This window comes from Streptomyces sp. NPDC048671 (assembly GCF_055587045.1).
Map to the genome: position 1 here is coordinate 147,167 of NZ_JBVJHB010000002.1, position 19,396 is coordinate 166,562.

15 protein-coding genes are annotated in these 19,396 nt (G+C 70.7%); 12 read left to right on the forward strand and 3 right to left on the reverse strand.

Annotated features, from left to right (window positions below; genetic code table 11):
- Window positions 1–314 precede the first annotated feature (314 nt).
- A complete protein-coding gene (locus ACZ6S6_RS05075) occupies window positions 315–2,066 on the forward strand; it encodes a beta-galactosidase (RefSeq protein ID WP_469704046.1) in 1,752 nt (583 codons plus the stop codon).
- 172 nt (window positions 2,067–2,238) lie between these two features.
- On the opposite strand, the gene ACZ6S6_RS05080 is transcribed toward ACZ6S6_RS05075, so the two are convergent.
- Window positions 2,239–3,687: an RICIN domain-containing protein gene (locus ACZ6S6_RS05080; RefSeq protein WP_362952922.1), complete on the reverse strand. Its 1,449-nt coding sequence runs from the start codon at window positions 3,685–3,687 to the stop codon at window positions 2,239–2,241.
- A gap of 408 nt (window positions 3,688–4,095) precedes the next feature.
- Here ACZ6S6_RS05080 and ACZ6S6_RS05085 point away from each other — a divergent pair, with 408 nt between their 5' ends.
- A complete protein-coding gene (locus tag ACZ6S6_RS05085) occupies window positions 4,096–5,091 on the forward strand; it encodes a LacI family DNA-binding transcriptional regulator (protein ID WP_469704047.1) in 996 nt (331 codons plus the stop codon).
- A 114-nt stretch (window positions 5,092–5,205) separates the two neighbouring features.
- On the opposite strand, the gene ACZ6S6_RS05090 is transcribed toward ACZ6S6_RS05085, so the two are convergent.
- Complete coding sequence (locus tag ACZ6S6_RS05090) at window positions 5,206–6,210, reverse strand: LacI family DNA-binding transcriptional regulator (RefSeq protein WP_362953140.1); 1,005 nt, start codon at window positions 6,208–6,210, stop codon at window positions 5,206–5,208.
- A 271-nt stretch (window positions 6,211–6,481) separates the two neighbouring features.
- Between ACZ6S6_RS05090 and ACZ6S6_RS05095 the strand changes: the two genes are divergently transcribed.
- From ACZ6S6_RS05095 to ACZ6S6_RS05130, 8 genes are all read left to right on the forward strand, one after another.
- A complete protein-coding gene (locus ACZ6S6_RS05095; RefSeq protein ID WP_362952918.1) occupies window positions 6,482–7,408 on the forward strand; it encodes a carbohydrate ABC transporter permease in 927 nt (308 codons plus the stop codon).
- Window positions 7,409–7,411: 3 nt separating this feature from the next.
- Window positions 7,412–8,392 carry a carbohydrate ABC transporter permease gene (locus ACZ6S6_RS05100; protein ID WP_469704048.1) on the forward strand — a complete coding sequence of 327 codons (981 nt, stop codon included), beginning with the start codon at window positions 7,412–7,414 and terminating at the stop codon, window positions 8,390–8,392.
- 65 nt (window positions 8,393–8,457) lie between these two features.
- Window positions 8,458–9,792 (forward strand): ABC transporter substrate-binding protein, encoded by a 1,335-nt coding sequence (locus ACZ6S6_RS05105; RefSeq protein WP_469704049.1) that lies wholly within the window; start codon window positions 8,458–8,460, stop codon window positions 9,790–9,792.
- 396 nt (window positions 9,793–10,188) lie between these two features.
- Window positions 10,189–10,329 carry a hypothetical protein gene (locus ACZ6S6_RS05110; RefSeq protein WP_469704050.1) on the forward strand — a complete coding sequence of 47 codons (141 nt, stop codon included), beginning with the start codon at window positions 10,189–10,191 and terminating at the stop codon, window positions 10,327–10,329.
- 8 nt (window positions 10,330–10,337) lie between these two features.
- A complete protein-coding gene (locus tag ACZ6S6_RS05115; protein WP_469704051.1) occupies window positions 10,338–11,741 on the forward strand; it encodes an aldehyde dehydrogenase family protein in 1,404 nt (467 codons plus the stop codon).
- A 2-nt stretch (window positions 11,742–11,743) separates the two neighbouring features.
- Window positions 11,744–12,832 carry an NAD(P)-dependent alcohol dehydrogenase gene (locus tag ACZ6S6_RS05120; protein ID WP_362952908.1) on the forward strand — a complete coding sequence of 363 codons (1,089 nt, stop codon included), beginning with the start codon at window positions 11,744–11,746 and terminating at the stop codon, window positions 12,830–12,832.
- A gap of 519 nt (window positions 12,833–13,351) precedes the next feature.
- Entirely contained in the window at window positions 13,352–14,272 is a 921-nt protein-coding gene (locus ACZ6S6_RS05125) for an AurF N-oxygenase family protein (protein WP_362952906.1), read from the forward strand.
- Between the two features lie 28 nt (window positions 14,273–14,300).
- A complete protein-coding gene (locus ACZ6S6_RS05130; RefSeq protein ID WP_469704052.1) occupies window positions 14,301–15,947 on the forward strand; it encodes an FAD-dependent oxidoreductase in 1,647 nt (548 codons plus the stop codon).
- A 30-nt stretch (window positions 15,948–15,977) separates the two neighbouring features.
- Here ACZ6S6_RS05130 and ACZ6S6_RS05135 read toward each other — a convergent pair whose 3' ends face one another.
- Window positions 15,978–16,502 carry a DoxX family membrane protein gene (locus ACZ6S6_RS05135; RefSeq protein ID WP_362952902.1) on the reverse strand — a complete coding sequence of 175 codons (525 nt, stop codon included), beginning with the start codon at window positions 16,500–16,502 and terminating at the stop codon, window positions 15,978–15,980.
- 238 nt (window positions 16,503–16,740) lie between these two features.
- On the opposite strand from ACZ6S6_RS05135, the gene ACZ6S6_RS05140 reads away from it, so the two are divergent.
- Entirely contained in the window at window positions 16,741–18,756 is a 2,016-nt protein-coding gene (locus ACZ6S6_RS05140; protein WP_469704053.1) for an FAD-dependent oxidoreductase, read from the forward strand.
- A gap of 77 nt (window positions 18,757–18,833) precedes the next feature.
- Entirely contained in the window at window positions 18,834–19,385 is a 552-nt protein-coding gene (locus ACZ6S6_RS05145) for a PadR family transcriptional regulator (RefSeq protein ID WP_362952898.1), read from the forward strand.
- Window positions 19,386–19,396 lie beyond the last annotated feature (11 nt).

Consider the following 19,396-nt stretch of genomic DNA (forward strand, 5'->3'; position numbering starts at 1 on the left):
GACCGTACGGGCCCGTCCCCCGGCCATCCGCCGTCGGCGGGCAGGCGTGCGGCCGCCCCTCGCCGCCGGCGCCGGGTCCGCCCCGCGCCTGCCCGCCGACGGCGGCCGCGGTCATCGCGTTCGCTCCTCCTGTGTCCCCGGTGTCCCCCGCGTTCAGTGGGGCAGTCCGACAGCGCTTTCCCCGTTGTGGCGTCGCTGGATGACCCAAGGCTTGCCATTCCTAAGTGTTTACGTAAACATATCTATGAGGTGCGCTTACCCGCCGGCACGCCACACTCCACCGCGTACTCCCTTCAGCACAGGAGCAGCAGCACATGCCCGTTCTTCAGATTGACGACAGCGGATTCCGCCTGGACGGCAAACCCTTCCGGCTCCTGTCCGGCGGGCTGCACTACTTCCGCGTCCATCCCGCGCAGTGGGCCGACCGGCTGCGCAAGGCCCGTCTGATGGGCCTCAACACCGTGGAGACGTACGTCCCCTGGAACCTCCATCAGCCGCGACGGGACGTCTTCCGCATGGACGGCGAGGTCGATCTGCCCGCCTTCCTCGACCTGGCCGCCGCCGAGGGCCTTCACGTCCTGCTCCGCCCCGGTCCGTACATCTGCGCCGAATGGGAAGGCGGCGGTCTGCCCTCGTGGCTCCTGGCCGAACCCGGCATCCGGCTGCGCACCCGCGACCCCCGCTTCCTCTCGGCGGTCGACGACTACTTCACCCGGCTGCTCACCCCGCTCCAGCCGTACCTCGCCACCCGCGGCGGCCCGGTTCTCGCCGTGCAGGTGGAGAACGAGTACGGGGCCTTCGGCGAGGACACCGCCTACCTGGAACACCTGGCCCGCACACTGCGCCGGTGCGGAGTGGACGTACCGCTGTTCACCTGCGACCAGCCGGCCGACCTGGAACGGGGCGCGATACCGGGGGTCCTCGCGACGGCCAACTTCGGCAGCCGCTCCGCCCAGAACCTCAGCGCCCTGCGCGCCCACCGGCCGAACGGCCCCTTGATGTCGACCGAGTTCTGGATCGGCTGGTTCGACCGCTGGGGCGGCCACCATGTGCTCCGGGACCCCGTCCAGGCGGCCCAGGAGCTCGACGAACTGCTCGCGACCGGGGCCTCGGTCAATTTCTACATGTTCCACGGCGGCACGAACTTCGGCTTCACCAACGGAGCCAACGACAAGCACACCTACCGGCCCACTGTCACCTCCTACGACTACGACGCCCCCCTGGACGAAGCCGGCGACCCCACCGAGAAGTTCGCCGCATTCCGCGAGGTCATCGCCAAGTACGCGCCGGTTCCCGCCGAGCCCGTGCCCCCGCGCTCGGCCAAGCTCGCCCTCCACTCGATCCCGTTGACCACGAGCACCGGCCTGCTCGACTCCGCCGCGGTGCTCGGGGACGCCGTCGAGTCCGAACGGCCGCTGACCATGGAGCAGCTCGGGCAGGACTTCGGATTCGTCCTGTACGAGACCGCCCTGCCTGCCCCCGGCCCCGTCCTCGTCGAGTTGGAGCAGGTCCGTGACCGTGTCCAGGTCTTCCTGGACGGGCAGCCCGTCGGGGTCCTGGAGCGGGAGAACCATGAGCATGCCCTCGCCTTCACCGTGCCGCGCGCCGGCTGCGTCCTGAGCCTGCTCGTGGAGAACCAGGGCCGGGTCAACTACGGGCCCGGCATCCATGACCGCAAGGGTCTTCCCGGCGCGGTCCTGGTGAACGGTTCGGAGCACGCCGGATGGACCAGCCGGCCGCTGCCGCTGACATCCCTGGACGCGCTGCGGTTCACCGCCGCCACGACGGCGCCGACCGGTCCGGCCTTCCACCGCGGCACCTTCGAACTCGAAGGGACCGCCGACACCTTCCTCCATCTCGACGGCTGGACGAAGGGGAACGCGTGGATCAACGGATTCGCGCTCGGCCGCTACTGGTCGAGGGGACCCCAGCGATCGCTGTATGTCCCGGCTCCTGTGCTGCGCACGGGTACCAACGAGATCACCGTGCTCGAACTGCATGCCTCCCGGCACTCGCGCACCGTCGACCTCCGGCAGGCGCCCGACCTCGGCCCGACCGAGGAGTAGGACCGCGGGACCGGGAGGTCCGGGCACGGCACACGGCGGAATCCGGCACAGGGCGGGATACGGAACAGGGCGGGATACGGCCCACGACAGCTGTCGGCTCACGGCAGCGACCGGCTCACGGCACGGCCGGGCACCGGCCTCGGGGGCGGTGCCCGGCCGTGCCGCGTCGGGCCTACCGGCCGATGCCGCGCAAGTTCCAGGACTGGTTGTCACCGGCGTTGCAGGTCCACTGGACGAGCGGCGTGCCGTCGGCGGTGGACTGGTTGGTGACGTCGAGGCACTTGCCGCTGTGACGGGCGGCGAGCTGTACGGTCTTGCCCGTCCCGGTCACGGTCCACTGCTGATGGGCCGCGCCCTCGTCACAGGCGTACTGGACGACAGCGGCACCGTCGTCCTTGGAAGCGTCGCGGACGCCGAGGCACTTGCCGCTGTGCCGCAGCATGATCCGCACCGAACCGTTCCCGACGTCCTTGAACCAGAACTGCTGGTTGACGGCGTTCGGATCGCATGACCACTGGATCAGGGCAGCCCCGTCGGCGGTGGACCGGTCGGCGGCATCGGCGCACTTTCCGCTGTGCACGGCCGACATGGTCTCCCAGGTGCCGAGGCCCGTCACCGTGCCCGCCGCTGTGTCGATGCCGATCTGCGGGAAGTACTCCATGCTCATCGTGTCGTCGGTGGGAAAGGTCAACGGCAGCCAGACGTACTGGGAGTCCTCGACCGTGCCGCCCATGGAGTCGCCCCAGCGGTCTCCCATATACAGGTACGAGGTGCCCGAGGTGCCCTGGACGGGCAGGACATAGGCGGTCTGCGAGCCGTACGTGGTGTTGTCGCCGATGTCCTTCAGGCCGCTCCAGGATCCCGTGACGCTGGTGGCTGTGCCGTACTTCTGCTGGTTCGGCGACCAGCCGGTGGCGCCGGAAGTCAGCAGGAAGTACACACCGTCGCGCTTGAACATGGCCGGGGCCTCGCGCGACTGTCCCGCCCAGAGCTTCTGTACCCGCGATTCCACGCCGGTGTAGTCCGCGGTCAGCCGGTACACGTGCAGATCGGCGTTCTCGTTGGCCGCCGAGACCATGTAGCCGGTGCCGTCGGTGTCGACGAAGGTGGTGATGTCACGTGACATGTGATCCAGCGGTCGGAAGCTGCCGCGCCAGGTGTAGTCACCGTCCACCGTCGAGGAGACCGCGACCGCGGCCCGCGCCTCGGAGTAGTCGGTGGCGCCCTCCTTGTGCATCCACATCACGAACTGGCCGGTCGCGCTGTTGAACATGACCTTGGGCCGCTCGATGTTGGCGGACCGGAGCTCCGGATCGGTCGCCTGGGTCAGCACGTGGTTGCGGAACTCCCACGCTTTGAGGTCGGTGGAGCGGTAGGCGGAGACGTACCGGAAGGAGTTGTCGGCGTTCCGGTTCTCGCCGAACCAGTAGTAGTACTGCCCCACTTTGACGACCCCGCCGCCGTGGGCGTGCACGGGATCGCCGTTCGGATCGGTGAACTGCGTGGCGTTGGTGACGGTCAGGGGGGCTGCCTGAGCGGTGCCCAGGGCACCGAGGAGGGAGAGCAGGAGGGCGGACAGGACGGCCATGGCCGTCGCCACCCCGAAGGGCTTGCGTCGCATGATCGCGTACCTCTAACTGTTCGGTGGACAGAGCAGGACCGCGCATGAGCCCGGCAGGAACCCGCTGGAGCCGGCGCGAGCGGCCGCGCCGGGACGGGCGGCGGAAGAAGACCCCCAGGCTGGGGGCGGAAGGCGACCGCTCCGCCGCGTTGATGGATCAACCTTTCATGTTCACGTAAACATGAGCGATTTCGGGGAGAGTTTGGAAGCGTCATCCGGGCCTGTCAAGGACTTGCACAAGAACGTCCACCGGTTTGACCCACCGCCATGTTTGCGTCACCATGCAGGATGGGTCCGGCTGCCGCCGTTCAGCGGTCAGACTCCTGAGTCCCAGCGAAAGGCCCGTACATGGCGACGGAGAAGAGACACAGGTCGCCGCGTTCGCGCCCGCCCCGCCAGTGGCCCTCCATGGCGGATGTGGCAGCGATGGCCGGCGTCTCGTCGCAGACCGTCTCCCGGGTGGCGAACAACCGCGAGAACGTGGACGCGGCCACGCGCGAGAAGGTGCTGGCCGCGATGCGGGACCTCGGCTACCGCCCCAACACCGCGGCCCGCGCACTGGTGACCGGCAGGTTCGGCGCCCTGGGTGTCGTCAGCTTCGACGTCGGCGCGCACGGCAACGCCAGGACACTCGCCGCGATCGCCGACGCCGCCCGCGAGGCCGACTACTCCGTGAACTTCATGGGCGTGCGGACTCAGACGGAGGCCGCCGTACGGCAGGCGTTCCAGCATCTGATGCTGCAGTCCGTCGACGGCATCGTGCTGATCGAGTCCCAGATACTCGACACCCCGTCGCTGCACCTGCCTCCCACCATGCCCGTCGTCGTCGCGGACGGTGACACCGGCCACCGCTACCCCAACGTCGACGTCGACCAGGCCCACGGCACGCACAGCGTGGTCGCCCACCTGCTCGGCCTCGGCCACCGCACCGTCTGGCATGTCGCCGGACCGCGCGACTCCTTCGCCGCACGACGGCGCGCCGAGACCTGGCGGCGCACCCTCGCCGAGTCAGGCGCCCCGGTTCCCGATGTGCTGCACGGGGACTGGACCGCGGAGTCGGGGTACCGGGCGGGCCGGGAGCTGGCCGGCCGCCCGGAAGTGACCGCGGTGTTCGCGGCCAACGATCAGATGGCCATCGGCCTGATGCGGGCGATGCACGAGGCCGGCCGCGACGTGCCCGGCGACATCAGCGTCGCCGGTTTCGACGACATCGCCGAGGCCGCGTTCCTGCACCCCCCGTTGACCACGGTGCACCAGGACTTCGACATCGTCGGACGGCACTGCGTCACCCTGCTGCTCGACCAGATCAACGGCAGGACGGACGGACCGCACCGGATGGCCGTGGAGCCCGCCCTCGTCGTGCGAGCCAGCACGGCACCTCCAACGACCGGGCCGGGGTCCTGAGGGCGAACAGTCGCAGGAGTCACAGGAGTCACAGGAGTCGCCCACTTCAGCCCGGAGCGCCCGCTCTCGCCACCACGGCACTCCCCCTGATCCGGCCGGGCACCGCCGCTGCCCTCACCCCTCCCCCACGGCGTCCGCCGGGCACGCGGCCGTGCTCCTGCGGACCACCAGGCGGGTCGGCACGAGCGTCGTGCCGCCTCCGGGGCTCCCGCCGCGGAGTTCCCGCAGCACGGCTTCGACGCACAGCTCCCCCACCTTGGCGAAGTCCTGGTGGACCGTGGTCAGAGGAGGGATGTAGGAGGCGGCGTCCGCGATGTCGTCGAAGCCGACGACGCTGACCTCCTCCGGCACGCGCCTGCCGCGCTCATGCAGAGCCCTCAAGACGCCCAGAGCCATCTGGTCGTTCGCCACGAACACCGCGGTGCAGTCGGCCTCGTCCGCCAGCCGGAGGCCCGCCTCGTAGCCGGACTCGGGGGTCCAGTCCCCCCTCAGCGGGGGTGGCACCTCGCGCCCCTCCTCGCGCAGTGCCGCCTCCCAGGCGGCCTCGCGACGGCCCGCCGCGAACGACTCCTCGGGTCCGGCCAGGTGCCGGACGGTGCGGTGCCCGAGCTCCAGCAGGTGCCGCACGGCCAGTCGCGCACCCTGGTGCTGATCGGTGTCCACGACATGGAACCGGTCGCCGGCGTCCGAGTCCACGACGACGACCTTCACATGGGGCGGCAGCGTCAGCGTCGTCGCGTCGAGCAGATGCACCTCCATGATCAGGACGACCGCGTCCACCGCGAGCTCACCCAGCCGAGTGAAGGCTCCTCTGACGTTGTCCTGGGTCGGGGCGTCGAGCGGGATCAGCGTGACCGCGTACCCGGCTCGGGACGCGCAGTTGGCGATGGCCTCCAGAGTCCGCACGTTGCCCGTACTGGAGAGACTCATCGTGATGACGCCGATGGTCCGGAAGTCGCCGCGCTTGAGGGCGCGGGCGGCGCTGTTGGGCCGGTAGCCGAGCTCCTTCATGGCGTCCAGCACCTTCTGCCGGGTGCTGTCGATGACGGCCGGGTCACCGTTGGAGACCCGGGAGACCGTCTGCGACGAGACGCCGGCGGCCTGCGCGACGTCCGCCATGGAGACGCGGCGCTGCCGCCCTTTCGCGGTACGCCGACCCTCACCGCCGGCCGTCTTCCCAGCAGCGGCCGTGTCCTTGTCCGTCACCAAAATCCTTCCTCTCACTACCGCTTCGTGCTTGACGCCCCCCAGCGGGGGTGTCACCATCACGCTACCGATGATTACGTAAACATTGCACATCGGGCCAGCCTCCACCCGACCGTGTCGGGCCCGAAGGCCCCTCCCCTCCCTCTAGTCCGGACCGGTCGGTCACCGACACAAGGAACCAGTCATGACGCTCTTGTCGACGCCCGCGAAGGCAGCACCACCACCCCGCCCACGCGTACGAACCCGCCTGCGCAAGGAGGCCCTCGTCGGCTGGGGATTCGCCGGTCCGTTCGTCGCGGTCTTCGCGCTCGTCTTTCTCGCGCCGATCGGATACGCCCTCTACCTCAGCCTGTTCCGCGACCGGCTGATCGGCGGCAACTCCTTCGTCGGACTGGACAACTACCGTCAGGCGCTGACCGATCCACAGTTCTGGGAGGGACTGGCCAGGGTCGGGCTCTTCCTGGCCGTACAGGTGCCCGTCATGCTGGGCATCGCGCTGCTGGCCGCGCTCGCGATCGACAGCGGGAGGCTGTACGGCAAGTCCTTCTTCCGCATCGCCATCTTTCTGCCCTACGCCGTGCCCGCCGTGGTGGCCAGCCTCATGTGGGGCTTCATCTACGGGACCAGGTTCGGCCTGGTCGGCAACATCAACGACGCGTTCGGTGTCTCCCTGCCCGACCCGCTCTCCCCCTCCCTCGTACTCGCCTCCATCGGCAACATCGTGACCTGGGAGTTCGTCGGCTACAACATGCTGATCTTCTACTCGGCGCTGAAGGTCGTCCCCCGGTCGCTGTACGAGGCGGCCGCGATCGACGGAGCCGGGGAGTGGCGGCTCGTGACCGCGGTCAAACTGCCCGCCATCCGCGGCGCTCTGGTCATCGCGACGATCTTCTCGATCATCGGCAGCTTCCAGCTCTTCAACGAGCCGAGCATTCTGCAGAAGCTCGCCCCCAACGCGATCACGAGCGACTTCACACCCAACCTGTACACCTACTCGCTGTCCTTCTCCGGCCAGCAGCACAACTACGCAGCGACCGTGGCGATCGTGATGGGTGTCATCACCGCGATCATCGCCTACACCGTCCAGCTGCGCGGCATGCGGAAGGGCTGAGCCATGAGCGCGTACGTCTCCAGCACCGTCTCGAACCCCTCCGACCCTTCTGACCCCTCCGGCTCCAGGAAAGCGACCGGCACCGCCGATGCCGCCGGTCCGCCGGCTCCGCGGCGCCGCCGTCGCCCCCACACCCCGCTCCACCCGCGCCCGAGCACCCGGCTGACCTTGCTGACCGGGCTGGTCCTTGTCTACACACTGCTTCCGCTCGCCTGGCTGGTCATCAACTCGACCAAGAACCAGAAGAGCCTGCTCGACTCCTTCGGCCTCTGGTTCGGAGACGACTTCAACCTCTGGGACAACATCACCCGCACGCTGTCCTACGACGACGGCGTCTTCGTCCGCTGGCTGCTGAACACTCTGCTGTACGTCGCCGCAGGAGCGGGCGGCGCCACGGTCCTCGCCGTCCTCGGAGGCTACGCGCTGGCCAAGTACAGCTTCCCGGGGCGCCGCGCCGTGTTCGCGGTCGTCATCGGAGCCGTGGCCGTGCCGGGCACGGCCCTGGCCGTGCCGACCTTCCTGATGTTCAGCCACATGGGGCTGACCAACACGCCGTGGGCCGTCATCATCCCCTCGCTCATCTCCCCGTTCGGGCTCTACCTGATGTGGGTGTTCGCAGCCGAGGCCGTGCCCACGGAACTCCTCGAAGCGGCCCGCATCGACGGCTCCGGCGAACTGCGGACCTTCTTCCGCGTCGCGCTGCCGCTGCTGATGCCGGGAACGGTCACCGTGCTGCTGTTCTCCATGGTGGCGACCTGGAACAACTACTTCCTGCCACTGATCATGATCAAGGACCCGGACTGGTACCCACTCACCCTCGGCCTCAACGCCTGGAACTCCCAGGCGCAGACGGCCGGCGGCGAGGCGGTCTTCGACCTCATCATCACCGGCTCACTCCTCACGATCGTACCGATCGTGGCGATCTTCCTCCTGCTCCAGCGGTACTGGCAGTCGGGCCTGGCCGCGGGCAGCGTCAAGGAATGACCTCCGCCCCTCCTCACAGCTCCACCCTCTTCCCTTTCGCGCCCACCGAACCAGGAGCACCACCCATGCGAACGAACAGCACCCGACGGCTTCTCGGTGCCGTCGCCACGGCCTGCGTGATGGCCGTCGCCGCGACTGCCTGCGGCTCCTCCGACCCGGCCGCCGACGGTGGCACGGAGAAGGACGTCAAGTCCGCGCTGGAGAAGGGCGGCAAGGTGACCGTGTGGGCCTGGGAACCCACGCTCAAGAAGGTGGCCGCCGACTTCGAGAAGAAGTACCCCGAGGTCGACATCGAACTCGTCAACGCCGGCACCGGCGACAAGCAGTACACCGCGCTGCAGAACGCCATCGCCGCCGGTTCGGGCGCCCCCGACGTGGCACAGATCGAGTACTACGCGCTGGGGCAGTTCGCGATCGGCGAATCCGTGGAGGATCTTTCCGGTTACGGCGCCGCCGGATACGACAAGACGTTCACCACCGGTCCGTGGAACGCGGTGAAGTACGACAAGTCCGTCTACGCACTGCCGATGGACTCGGGCCCGATGGCGCTGTTCTACAACAAGAAGGTCTTCGACGAGCACGGGCTCAAGATCCCGACCACCTGGGACGAGTACGTGGAGGCCGCGCGCACCCTGCACAAGGCCGACCCCAAGGTCTTCATCACGAACGACACGGGCGACGCGGGCGCCACCACCAGCCTCATCTGGCAGGCCGGGGGCCGGCCTTACAAGACCAAGGACACCGACGTCTCGATCAATTTCGGGGACGCCGGCACGAAGACCTACACGAACACCTGGCAGAAGCTGCTCGACGAGGACCTGGTCGCCCCGATCACCTCCTGGAGCGACGAGTGGTACAAGGGCCTCGCCGACGGCAGCATCGCCACCCTGGCCATAGGCGCCTGGATGCCCGCCAACTTCACCTCGGGCGTCTCGTCCGCGTCGGGAGACTGGCGGGTGGCCCCGCTCCCGCAGTGGACCAAGGGCGACACGACCAGCGCGGAGAACGGCGGCAGTTCCCTCGCCGTGCCGAAGGCGGCCAAGAACAAGGAACTCGCCTACGCCTTCATCAAGTACGCCACCACCGGTGCCGGCGCCTCGGCTCGCGTCGCCGAGGGCGCCTTCCCCGCCACAAAGGCCGACCTGGAATCGAAGGCGTTCCTGGAAACCCCGTTCCCCTACTTCGACGGCCAGAAGGCCAACAAGATCTTCGCGGACTCCGCCGCCAACGTCGGCACCGGCTGGTCGTACCTGCCGTACCAGGTGTACGCGAACTCCGTCTTCAACGACACCGTCGGCAAGGCGTACGTCTCATCGACGCCTCTGGGCAAGGGACTTGAGGACTGGCAGAAGAAGACCGCCAAGTACGGCAGCGATCAGGGCTTCAACGTCGGCAAGTAGCCCCCACGGGCGCGGCGGCCGTGATCACCGCTTCCACACGGCCGCCCAGGGCCCGGACGGCGCACGCGCCGAACGGTCCCGGCCCTGCCCGACCGATCCGTACAGCCACCGGCACGTCCACCACGTGCACGGCGCCCGGCTGCGCGACGCGCGTCCGGGGCGGCCCCGATGCCGTCCGCTGTCCGCTCCCACCGCTTCGCGGCCGCGCGCCTGGTCCGGACCGGCGTGGACGGCGGACCGCGGCGCGTGGCCAGGCCGGGGCAGTGATCCGTTCTGACTCCGCGCGCCCTGCCGGTGGCGCCGGCCAGCAGCAATGATGAGCGGACGGCAAGTGTTTCCAGGCGGCTCCGCACGCCTGCCTCTGGGCAGGCGGACCTGCGGTGGAAGGAATCCACGTTGTTGCTTCTCATCTCCCCGGACGGCATCGAGGAAGCCCTCGGCTGCGCGAAGGCGGCGGAGCAGGACCGACGGGCCCGGGAGCACGCCGCTTCCGCTCCCGTTGCGGCTCCCGCCGCCGCTCCCGTTGCCGCGAGCTGACCGCCGGTATGCCGAATTGCCGGCCCTGCCGCGCGCCCCGCACGCGCGGCGGGCGCTTCGCCGTCATCGATCCGGCGACGGGCGAGGCCTTCGACGACTCCCCCGACCAGCAGCCGGACGAGTTGGACGGCGTCGTCGGCCGGGCCCACGAGGCCTGGCAGAGCTGGCGGACCGACCCCGTCGCCCGCGCCACCGCACTGCTCGCGGCCGCCGACGCCGTAGAGGCTGCCGGGCCCGGCCTCGCTCCCCTGCTCACCCGTGAACAGGGCAAACCCCTGGCCGAGTCGTACGCGGAGATCGCCGGCACGGCGGCCCGCCTGCGCTACTTCGCGGAGCCGGCCCCGGAGCCCCGGCCGATCACGGACGGTCGGCCGGTCCGCGGCGAGATCCGCTGGCGGCCGCTCGGGCCGGTCGCCGCGATCGTCCCGTGGAGCTTCCCCCTCCAGCTCGCCTCGGCGAAGATCGCTCCCGCGCTCGCCGCGGGCAACACGGTGGTGCTCAAGCCGTCCCCGTTCACCCCGCTCGCCACACGGCTGCTGGCGTCCGTCGTCTCCGCCGCCCTCCCCGAGGACGTACTGACGGTCGTCACCGGCCGCGAACCCCTCGGCGCCCGCCTCGCGTCCCATCCGGGGATCCGCCATGTGACCTTCACCGGTTCGGTCCCCACCGGGCGGGCCGTCGCCGAGGGTGCGGCGGCCTCGCTCGCCCGGGTCACGCTGGAGCTGGGCGGTAACGATGCCGCCGTCCTGCTGGACGACGTGGATGTGGAGCGGGTCGCGGAACGGCTGTTCTGGGCGGCGTTCCGCAACTGCGGGCAGGTCTGCACGGCGGTCAAGCGCGTCTACGCCCCGGCCCGGCTCTGCTCCTCCGTGGCCGAGGCGCTCGCGCAGTACGCGAAGTCCGCCGTCGTGGGAGCCGGGCTCGACGCGGGCACGCAGCTGGGGCCGGTCAACAACGCCGCCCAGCTGGCCCGGGTCGAGCGCTGCACGGCCCAGGCCCTGGCGGACGGCGGCCGAGCCGTTTCCGGTGGCCACCGGCTGGACCGGCCGGGCTATTTCTTCGCCCCGACGATCCTGGCCGATGTCCCTTCCGACAGCCCGGTGGTGACGGAGGAGCAGTTCGGCCCGGTGCTGCCGGTGCTGCCGTACGGGAGCCTCGACGAGGCCGTCGAGGCGGCCAACGACACCTGTTACGGGCTGGGCGGCTCGGTCTGGGGGACCGACCTCGACCGGGCCGAGGCGGTGGCCGACCGGCTGGAGTGCGGGACGGCGTGGATCAACCACCACGCGGAACCGTCCCTCGCCCAGCCCTTCGCGGGCGTCAAGGAGAGCGGGGCCGGCGTCGCGGGCGGGCCGTGGGGGCTCTACGGAAACCTCAGGCCGTTCGTCGTGCACCGTCCGCAGGAGGCCTGACGGTGAAGTTCGACGCGGCGGTCCTGCGTGCGTACGAGAGCCCGTTCGCCGTCGAGGAGGTGATCCTGAACGCGGGGCCGGCCGAGGGCGAGATCCTGGTCAGGATCGCGGGCTGCGGGATGTGCCGGACCGATCTCGCGGTCCGGCGATCAGCGGGGCGCTCACCGCTGCCGGCGGTGCTGGGCCACGAGGGAGCCGGGGTGGTGGTGGAGACGGGCGGCCCGGACACCGGCCTGAGCGTCGGTGACCATGTCGTACTGGGCTTCGACTCCTGCGGCCACTGCCGCACCTGCATGGGCGCGGCCCCCGCCTACTGCGACTCGTTCGACTCGCTCAACCTCTTCGGCGGACGCACGGAGCACGCGGCGCGGTTCAAGGACGCGGCCGGGGGCGGGCTGGCACCGAGGTGGTTCGGCCAGTCGTCGTTCGCCGAGTACGCGATGGTCCCGGCCCGCAATGCCGTCCGGGTCGACCCCTCGCTGCCCCTCGAACTGCTGGGCCCGCTCGGCTGCGGCTTCCTCACCGGCGCCGGAGCGGTCCTCAACTCCTTCCGTGTCGGCCCCGGCGACACCCTCGCGGTCTTCGGTGCGGGGGCGGTGGGTCTGGCCGCGGTGATGGCGGCCAATGCCGCCGGGGCGGTGACGGTGGCCGTCGACCGGTTCCCCGAACGGCTGGCCCTCGCCGAGTGGTTCGGCGCGATCCCGCTGCGCGCCGGATCGGCCGGGCTGGCCGACCGTATCCAGGGCCGGACCGACGGCGGCGCGCAGTACGCGCTGGACACCACGGGTTCCGCGCCGCTGATCAACGACGCGCTCGGGTCCCTGCGTCCGACCGGCCATCTCGGACTGGTGGCAGGGCTCCGGACCGCACTGCCGCTCGAACCGGGGGCCCTGGACCGGGGCCGGAGGATCTCCCACATCTGCGAGGGGGACGCGGTGCCGCGCCTGTTGATCCCGAGGCTGACCCGGCTGTGGCAGGCCGGGCGGTTCCCCTTCGACCAGCTGATCCGGACCTACCCGCTCGTCGACATCAACGAGGCGGAACGCGACTGCGACGCGGGCCGCGTGGTCAAACCGGTCCTGGTTCCGTAGGAAGAATCCGCAACGGCCGGAAGTCCGACCCGGCTCCGGGCAGGACCACTCGGCGGGCGCCCGCCTGCACCGACCGGAGGAGGATCTGCCGGATAGCGGACCGGCCGGCGAGAAATGCGAATTTCGGGTCCCGCGGTGCACCTATGGTGCTTTGCCCGCCGAATGCGATGCGGTGATCCGGCACGGACTCCTTTTGAGCAAGGGGTCCGCGGACCATCGGCACTTCGACCCAGGCGAGGGGGCGGCATCCCGCCCGCCGGTTCGCTCGCCCGATCACCCGTGCGGCCGGGCCGTGTTGCGGCCGCGGTGCTGCCGCGCCGTGGAGAGACCGTACGGATTTCCCGCATGGGGGTAGGCCGCCGCCCGCTCTTGCTATACCTTCCGTCTAACAGCTTGCTAGACGCGACGTCTAACAAGCGGGGCGGCGTTCGGCGGCCACCTGTCTCATCGAGTGGGCACGGGATGAGACACCGGCCGGGCGGCGTCGGGTCGATCCCTCTCGATTCAAGGAGCCGCAGCATGGCAAGCAGCACGGTCCGGCCGCAGGACCAGAACCAGGACCGGCACGCCGGGCAGGACGTCGCCCGGCGCCTGCTCGACTCGGCCGCGAAGCTGTCGTACGACCCGGCCACCGAGGTGGACTGGAACACTCCCCTGGACACGGACCACCATGGTGCGAGCCCCGAGTGGAGCACGCTCTACGGGACCGCGTACTGGCAGGAGTTGACCGATTCCCAGCGCAAGGCGCTGACCCGCCAGGAGGCCGCGTCCGTCGCTAGCACGGGCATCTGGTTCGAGATGATCCTGCAGCAGATGGTGCTGCGCGACATGTACGCCAAGGACCCGACCGATCCGCGGTTCCAGTGGGCGCTCACCGAGGTGGCCGACGAGTGCCGGCACTCCATCATGTTCGCCCGGGGCGCGGCGAAGCTCGGCGCCCCGGCCTACCGGCCGCACCGCGCGGTGGTCGAACTGGGCAGGGCCTTCAAGACACTTGCCTTCGGCGAGGCCGCGTACGCCGCGATCCTCGTCGCCGAGGAGGTGCTCGACGTGATGCAGCGCGACTGGATGCGGGACGAGCGGGTCGCGCCGTTCGTCCGCACCATCAACAACATCCATGTGGTGGAGGAGTCACGGCACATGAAGTTCGCCCGTGACGAGACCCGCAGGCGCCTGCGGAACGCGGGTCCGGTGCGCCGGCACATCAACTCCCTCGTGGTCGCGATCGCCTCGTACTACATCGTCACCAGCATGGTGAACCGGAACGTCTACGCGAACGCCGGGCTGGACAGCGAGCGTGCCCGCGCCGAGGCCGGGACCAACGAGCACCACAAGTCCCTGATGCGGTCCAGCTGTTCGGGCCTGATGGAGTTCCTCGCCTCGGCCCGGCTGCTCACCAGGCCGGCCCTGTTCTTCTACAAGCGCGCCTCACTGATCTGACCCGGACCCACCGACTTGAGCTGATGAGATGACCTACGCCATCACCCAGACCTGCTGCAGCGACGCCACCTGTGTCACCGTGTGCCCCGTCAACTGCATTCACCCGACACCCGAGGAACAGGCCTTCGGCAGCACCGAGATGCTGTACGTCGACCCGGCGACCTGCATCGACTGCGGCGCCTGCGCGGATGCCTGCCCGGTCGACGCGGTCTTCCCGGTGGACAGCCTCTTCGGGGCGCGGAAGGAGTACGCCGCGATAAACGCCGCCTACTTCGAGGACCGGGAGCCGGAGCCGGTCGCCGGACCGAACTTCCACGCCTGGGGCGAGCCCTCGTTCCCGCGCAGCCTGCCGTCCGACTTCGCGCCGATCCGGGTGGCGGTCGTCGGCACCGGACCGGCCGGGATGTACGCCGCCGAGGACCTGCTGCTGCACACCAACGCCGAGGTGACACTGGTCGACCGGCTGCCGGTGGCCGGAGGCCTGATCCGGTACGGCGTGGCGCCCGACCATCCCGCGACGCGGAAGGCCGGCGAGACGTTCGCCCGCTTCCACTCGCACCCCCGGGTACGGATGGCCCTGGGCGTCGAGGTGGGCCGGGACCTCACCGCACAGGAGCTCGCCGCGCACCACGACGCGGTGATCTACGCGGTCGGCGCCTCCACCGACCGGCGGCTCGGCATACCGGGCGAGGATCTGCCGGCCAGCGTCTCGGCCACCTCGTTCGTGTCCTGGTACAACGCCCACCCCGAAGCCCCGCCGGAGACCGTGGCCCTGGCGGCGGAGCGGGTGGTCGTCGTCGGGAACGGCAACGTCGCTCTCGACGTCGCGCGCATCCTCGTCACGGATCCGGCCGCCCTGGCGGACACGGACATCGCCGATCACGCACTGGCGGCCCTGCGGGAGTCGAAGGTGCGCGAGGTCGTGGTGCTGGGACGACGCGGCCCCGAACACGCGGCCTGCACATCCTCCGAACTGCTCGCCCTCAGCCACCTGCCGGGCGTGGAACTGGTCGTGGACGACAGCGATCCGAGGACGGGGGCGGCGATCGACGGCGCCGCGCCGGGCGAGAAGGCCGCGCTGCTGCGGGACGCGCGCCGGGAGACGGTCGACTGGTCGCTCCCTCCGGCCGAAGGACGGCGCATCGTCTTCCGTTTCCACTGCGCCCCGGTTGAAGTGCTCGGCCACGACCGCGTCGAAGCGGTGCGGGTGACCGCGGGCGAGGGCGAGCAGGAGATACCGGCGGGCCTGTTCCTGCGGGCGATCGGCTACCGGGGTCTGCCGGTGCCGGGGCTGCCCTTCGACGAGACGACCGGCACCGTCCCGCACGAGGACGGCCGGGTCACGGGCCTGCCGGCGACGTACGTCGTCGGCTGGATCAAGCGTGGCCCGTCGGGCGGCATCGGGGCCAATCGCACCTGCGCCGCCGAGACCGTCGGCGCTCTCCTGGACGACGCCGTCGCGGGCGTACTGCCCTCCCCCACACCCCCGCCCAAGGCGTTCCACCGCCTCGCCCGGAGCCGCGGCCGCGACGTCGTCGACGCCGGGGGCCAGGCGGCCATCGACCGGGCCGAACTGGCGCGCGGCCGCGAGCAGGGCCGCCCAAGGGTCAGACTCGCCACGGTGCCCGCGCTGGTCGCGGCGGCGAAGGGCGGCCGCCGGAGACCGCGGAACTGACCGGGCCGGCCGGCGGCGGATCGCGCGGGATCAGAATTCTTCCGGAGCCGGGACCTGCTCCTTGGCCCGCTTGCCGACGACGGCAGCGACCGCCACCGCACCGCCCACGAAGGCCAGAGCTACCGTCCAGGGCTGGTTGAACGCGTGGCAGGTGGCCTGGTCGACGGAGTAACGGCCGGGGCCGATCAGCCCGATCGCGGCAGCGGTGAAGCCGAGGAAGGCCGGATACTCGTAACCGCCGCCCTGTGCGAAGAATCCGGCGGGCGCGTGGACGGCCACGGCTCCCGCCATGGCACCGGCGGCCGCAGCTCCGGCCGCCGGCGTGGCCAGGCCCAGGGCCAGCAGGACGCCGCCGCCGGCCTCGCCGGCTCCGGCCGCGACCGCGCTGCGCTTCGGCGGGTGGAAGCCCATGGCGTCCATCGCGGCGGCGGTTCCCTCGATACCTCCGCCGCCGAACCAGCCGGCCAGTTTCTGGCTGCCGTGCGCGGCCAGCACCGCGCCGGTGCCGACGCGCAGGAGGAGCAGGCCGAGGTCACGACGGTTCACGCTGCCCATGGGGTCTCCGGGAGGGTTCGGGGGCCCGCTGCGAACGAGGGGCCCCGGTGCGGTGAGCTACGTGTCCACTCTCCGCGCCGCCGCGTTCCGGAGGGGCACGTTGTTACGCCGTCCGGGCGTGGCCCGGACCGGGCGTGACGCGTGGCACAGTGCGACGTACACCATTGTGCAACTTGTTGCACAATGGCGTCGCGGTGCTCTAGAACTGGTGCGACGACACTGCGCGAGGAGCCGCCGCATGAGCCCGTACCCGCACCTGCTGAGCCCGCTCGACCTCGGGTTCACCACCCTCCCCAACCGGGTCCTGATGGGATCGATGCACATCGGCCTGGAGGAGGTCGAGAACGGCTTCGAGCGCATGGCCGCGTTCTACGCCGCCCGCGCCCGGGGCGGCGTGGGCCTCATGGTCACCGGCGGCATCGCGCCGAACGACCCCGGCTGCACGTTTCCCGGCGGCGCGAAGATGACCACCGATGCGGAGGCGGCCGAACATGCGCAGGTGACCTCGGCCGTGCATGCGGCGGGCGGCCGGATCGCCATGCAGATCCTGCACTTCGGGCGCTACGCCCATCACCCCGGCCTGGTCGCACCGAGCGCGATCAAGGCTCCGATCAGTGCGTTCACCCCGCACGCGCTCACCGACGACGAGGTCGAGTCGACCATCGAGGACTTCGTCACGGCGGCCGCGCTGGCGCGGCGCGCGGGGTACGACGGCGTCGAGATCATGGGCTCCGAGGGCTACTTGATCAATGAGTTCATCGCCTCGGCGACCAACCACCGCGACGACCGCTGGGGCGGCTCGTACGAGAACCGCATCCGCTTCCCCGTGGAGATCGTGCGCCGGGTCCGTGAGCGGGTCGGCGGCGACTTCATCCTGATCTACCGGCTCTCGATGCTGGACCTGGTGCCCGGCGGATCGTCGCTGGCGGAGGTCGTGCGGCTCGCCCGGGAGATCGAGGCGGCCGGGGCGACGATCATCAACACCGGCATCGGCTGGCACGAGGCCCGTATCCCCACCATCGCGACGTCGGTGCCGCGCGGCGCCTTCACCTGGGTCACCGAGAAGGTGCGCGGCGCCGTCTCCGTACCGCTGGTGACGAGCAACCGGATCAACACCCCCGAGGTCGCCGAGGAGATCCTGGCGGCGGGGCGCGCGGACATGGTGTCGATGGCCCGGCCGTTCCTCGCCGACCCGGACTTCGTCGTGAAGGCGAGCGAGGGCCGCGCGGACGCGATCAACACCTGCATCGGCTGCAACCAGGCCTGCCTGGACCACATCTTCAGCGGCCAGGTCACCTCGTGTCTGGTCAATCCGCGGGCCTGCCACGAGACGGAACTCACGCTGTCACCGACGAGGACCCGCAAGCGGGTCGCGGTCGTCGGTGCCGGTCCCGCCGGGCTCGCGTGTGCGGTGACGGCCGCCGAGCGCGGTCACGAGGTGACGCTCTTCGACGCGGCCGACGAGATCGGCGGGCAGCTCAACGTGGCGCGCCGGGTGCCCGGCAAGGAGGAGTTCAACGAGACGCTGCGCTACTTCCGCACCCGGCTGGCGGAGGAGAAGGTCGAGCTCCGGCTCGGCGCCCCGGCCACCGCGGGGCAGCTCGACGGCTTCGACGAGATCGTCCTGGCCACCGGGGTGACCCCCCGCACCCCCGCGATTCCGGGCGTCGGCCACCCGAGTGTCGTGAGTTACCTCGACGTCCTGCGGCACGGGGCGCCGGTGGGCGACCGGGTCGCTCTCGTCGGGGCGGGCGGGATCGGTTTCGACGTGGCCGAGTTCCTGACCGACGGCGGGGGCGGCGCGAGCCTGGACCCCGAGGCGTTCTTCCGGCAGTGGGGTGTCGACACCGAGTACCGGGAGCGGGGCGGACTGGGCACCGCCGAGCGCCCGGAGTCGCCGCGCACGGTCCATCTGCTCCAGCGCAGGACGAGCAAGGTCGGTGCGGGGCTCGGCAAAACGACGGGGTGGATCCACCGCACCGAACTCCGCCACCGCGGCGTCACCATGCTGGCGGGCGTGGGTTACGACCTGATCGACGACGACGGGCTGCATGTCACGGTCGACGGCGAGCAGCAACTGCTGCCGGTGGACACGGTGGTGCTCTGCGCGGGCCAGGAGCCCCGGCGGGACCTGTACGAGGAACTGCTCGCCGCCGGCCGTCAGGCGCATCTCATCGGCGGCGCGGACGTTGCGGCCGAGCTGGACGCCAAGAGGGCGATCCGCCAGGGCACGGAACTCGCCGCCTCGCTCTGACCCGGCGCCCCTCGACGACGCGGGCCGCGCGCCCGCGCCGTGGGGCCGCCCGCCCGGCCGTCCTTAGGATGCACCCCATGTCACTCCCGCACGCGATCCTCACCGCCCTGCTCGAAAAGCCTTCGTCGGGGCTGGAGCTGACCCGCAGGTTCGACCGGTCGATCGGCTACTTCTGGTCGGCCACGCACCAGCAGATCTACCGCGAGCTGGGAAAGCTGGAGCAGGCCGGGCAGATCAGGGCGCTCGTGCCGGCGCAGCCCGCGCGGGGGCGGAAGAAGGAGTACGAGGTACTGCCGGCGGGCCGCGAGGCGCTGTCCGCCTGGGTGGCCCGCCCGGAGGACCCGAGACAGGTACGCGATCCGCTGCTGCTGCGGATGCGGGCGGCGGCGGTCGTCGGAGCGCCCGGCCTGGACGCGGAGCTGCGCCGGCATCTGGCGCTGCACCGGCAGCAGCTCGCGGAGTATCTGGCGATCGAGGTGCGGGACTTCCCGCCGGAGCGCACCGCGGCGGAGGACCGGCTGCGGCATCTGGTGCTGCGGGGCGGCATCGATCTGGAGAACTTCTGGATCGGCTGGCTGACCCGCGCGCTGGCCGATGGCGCCGTCCCGGCGGCGCCCGAGCCGGAGTAGGCGGACCGGGC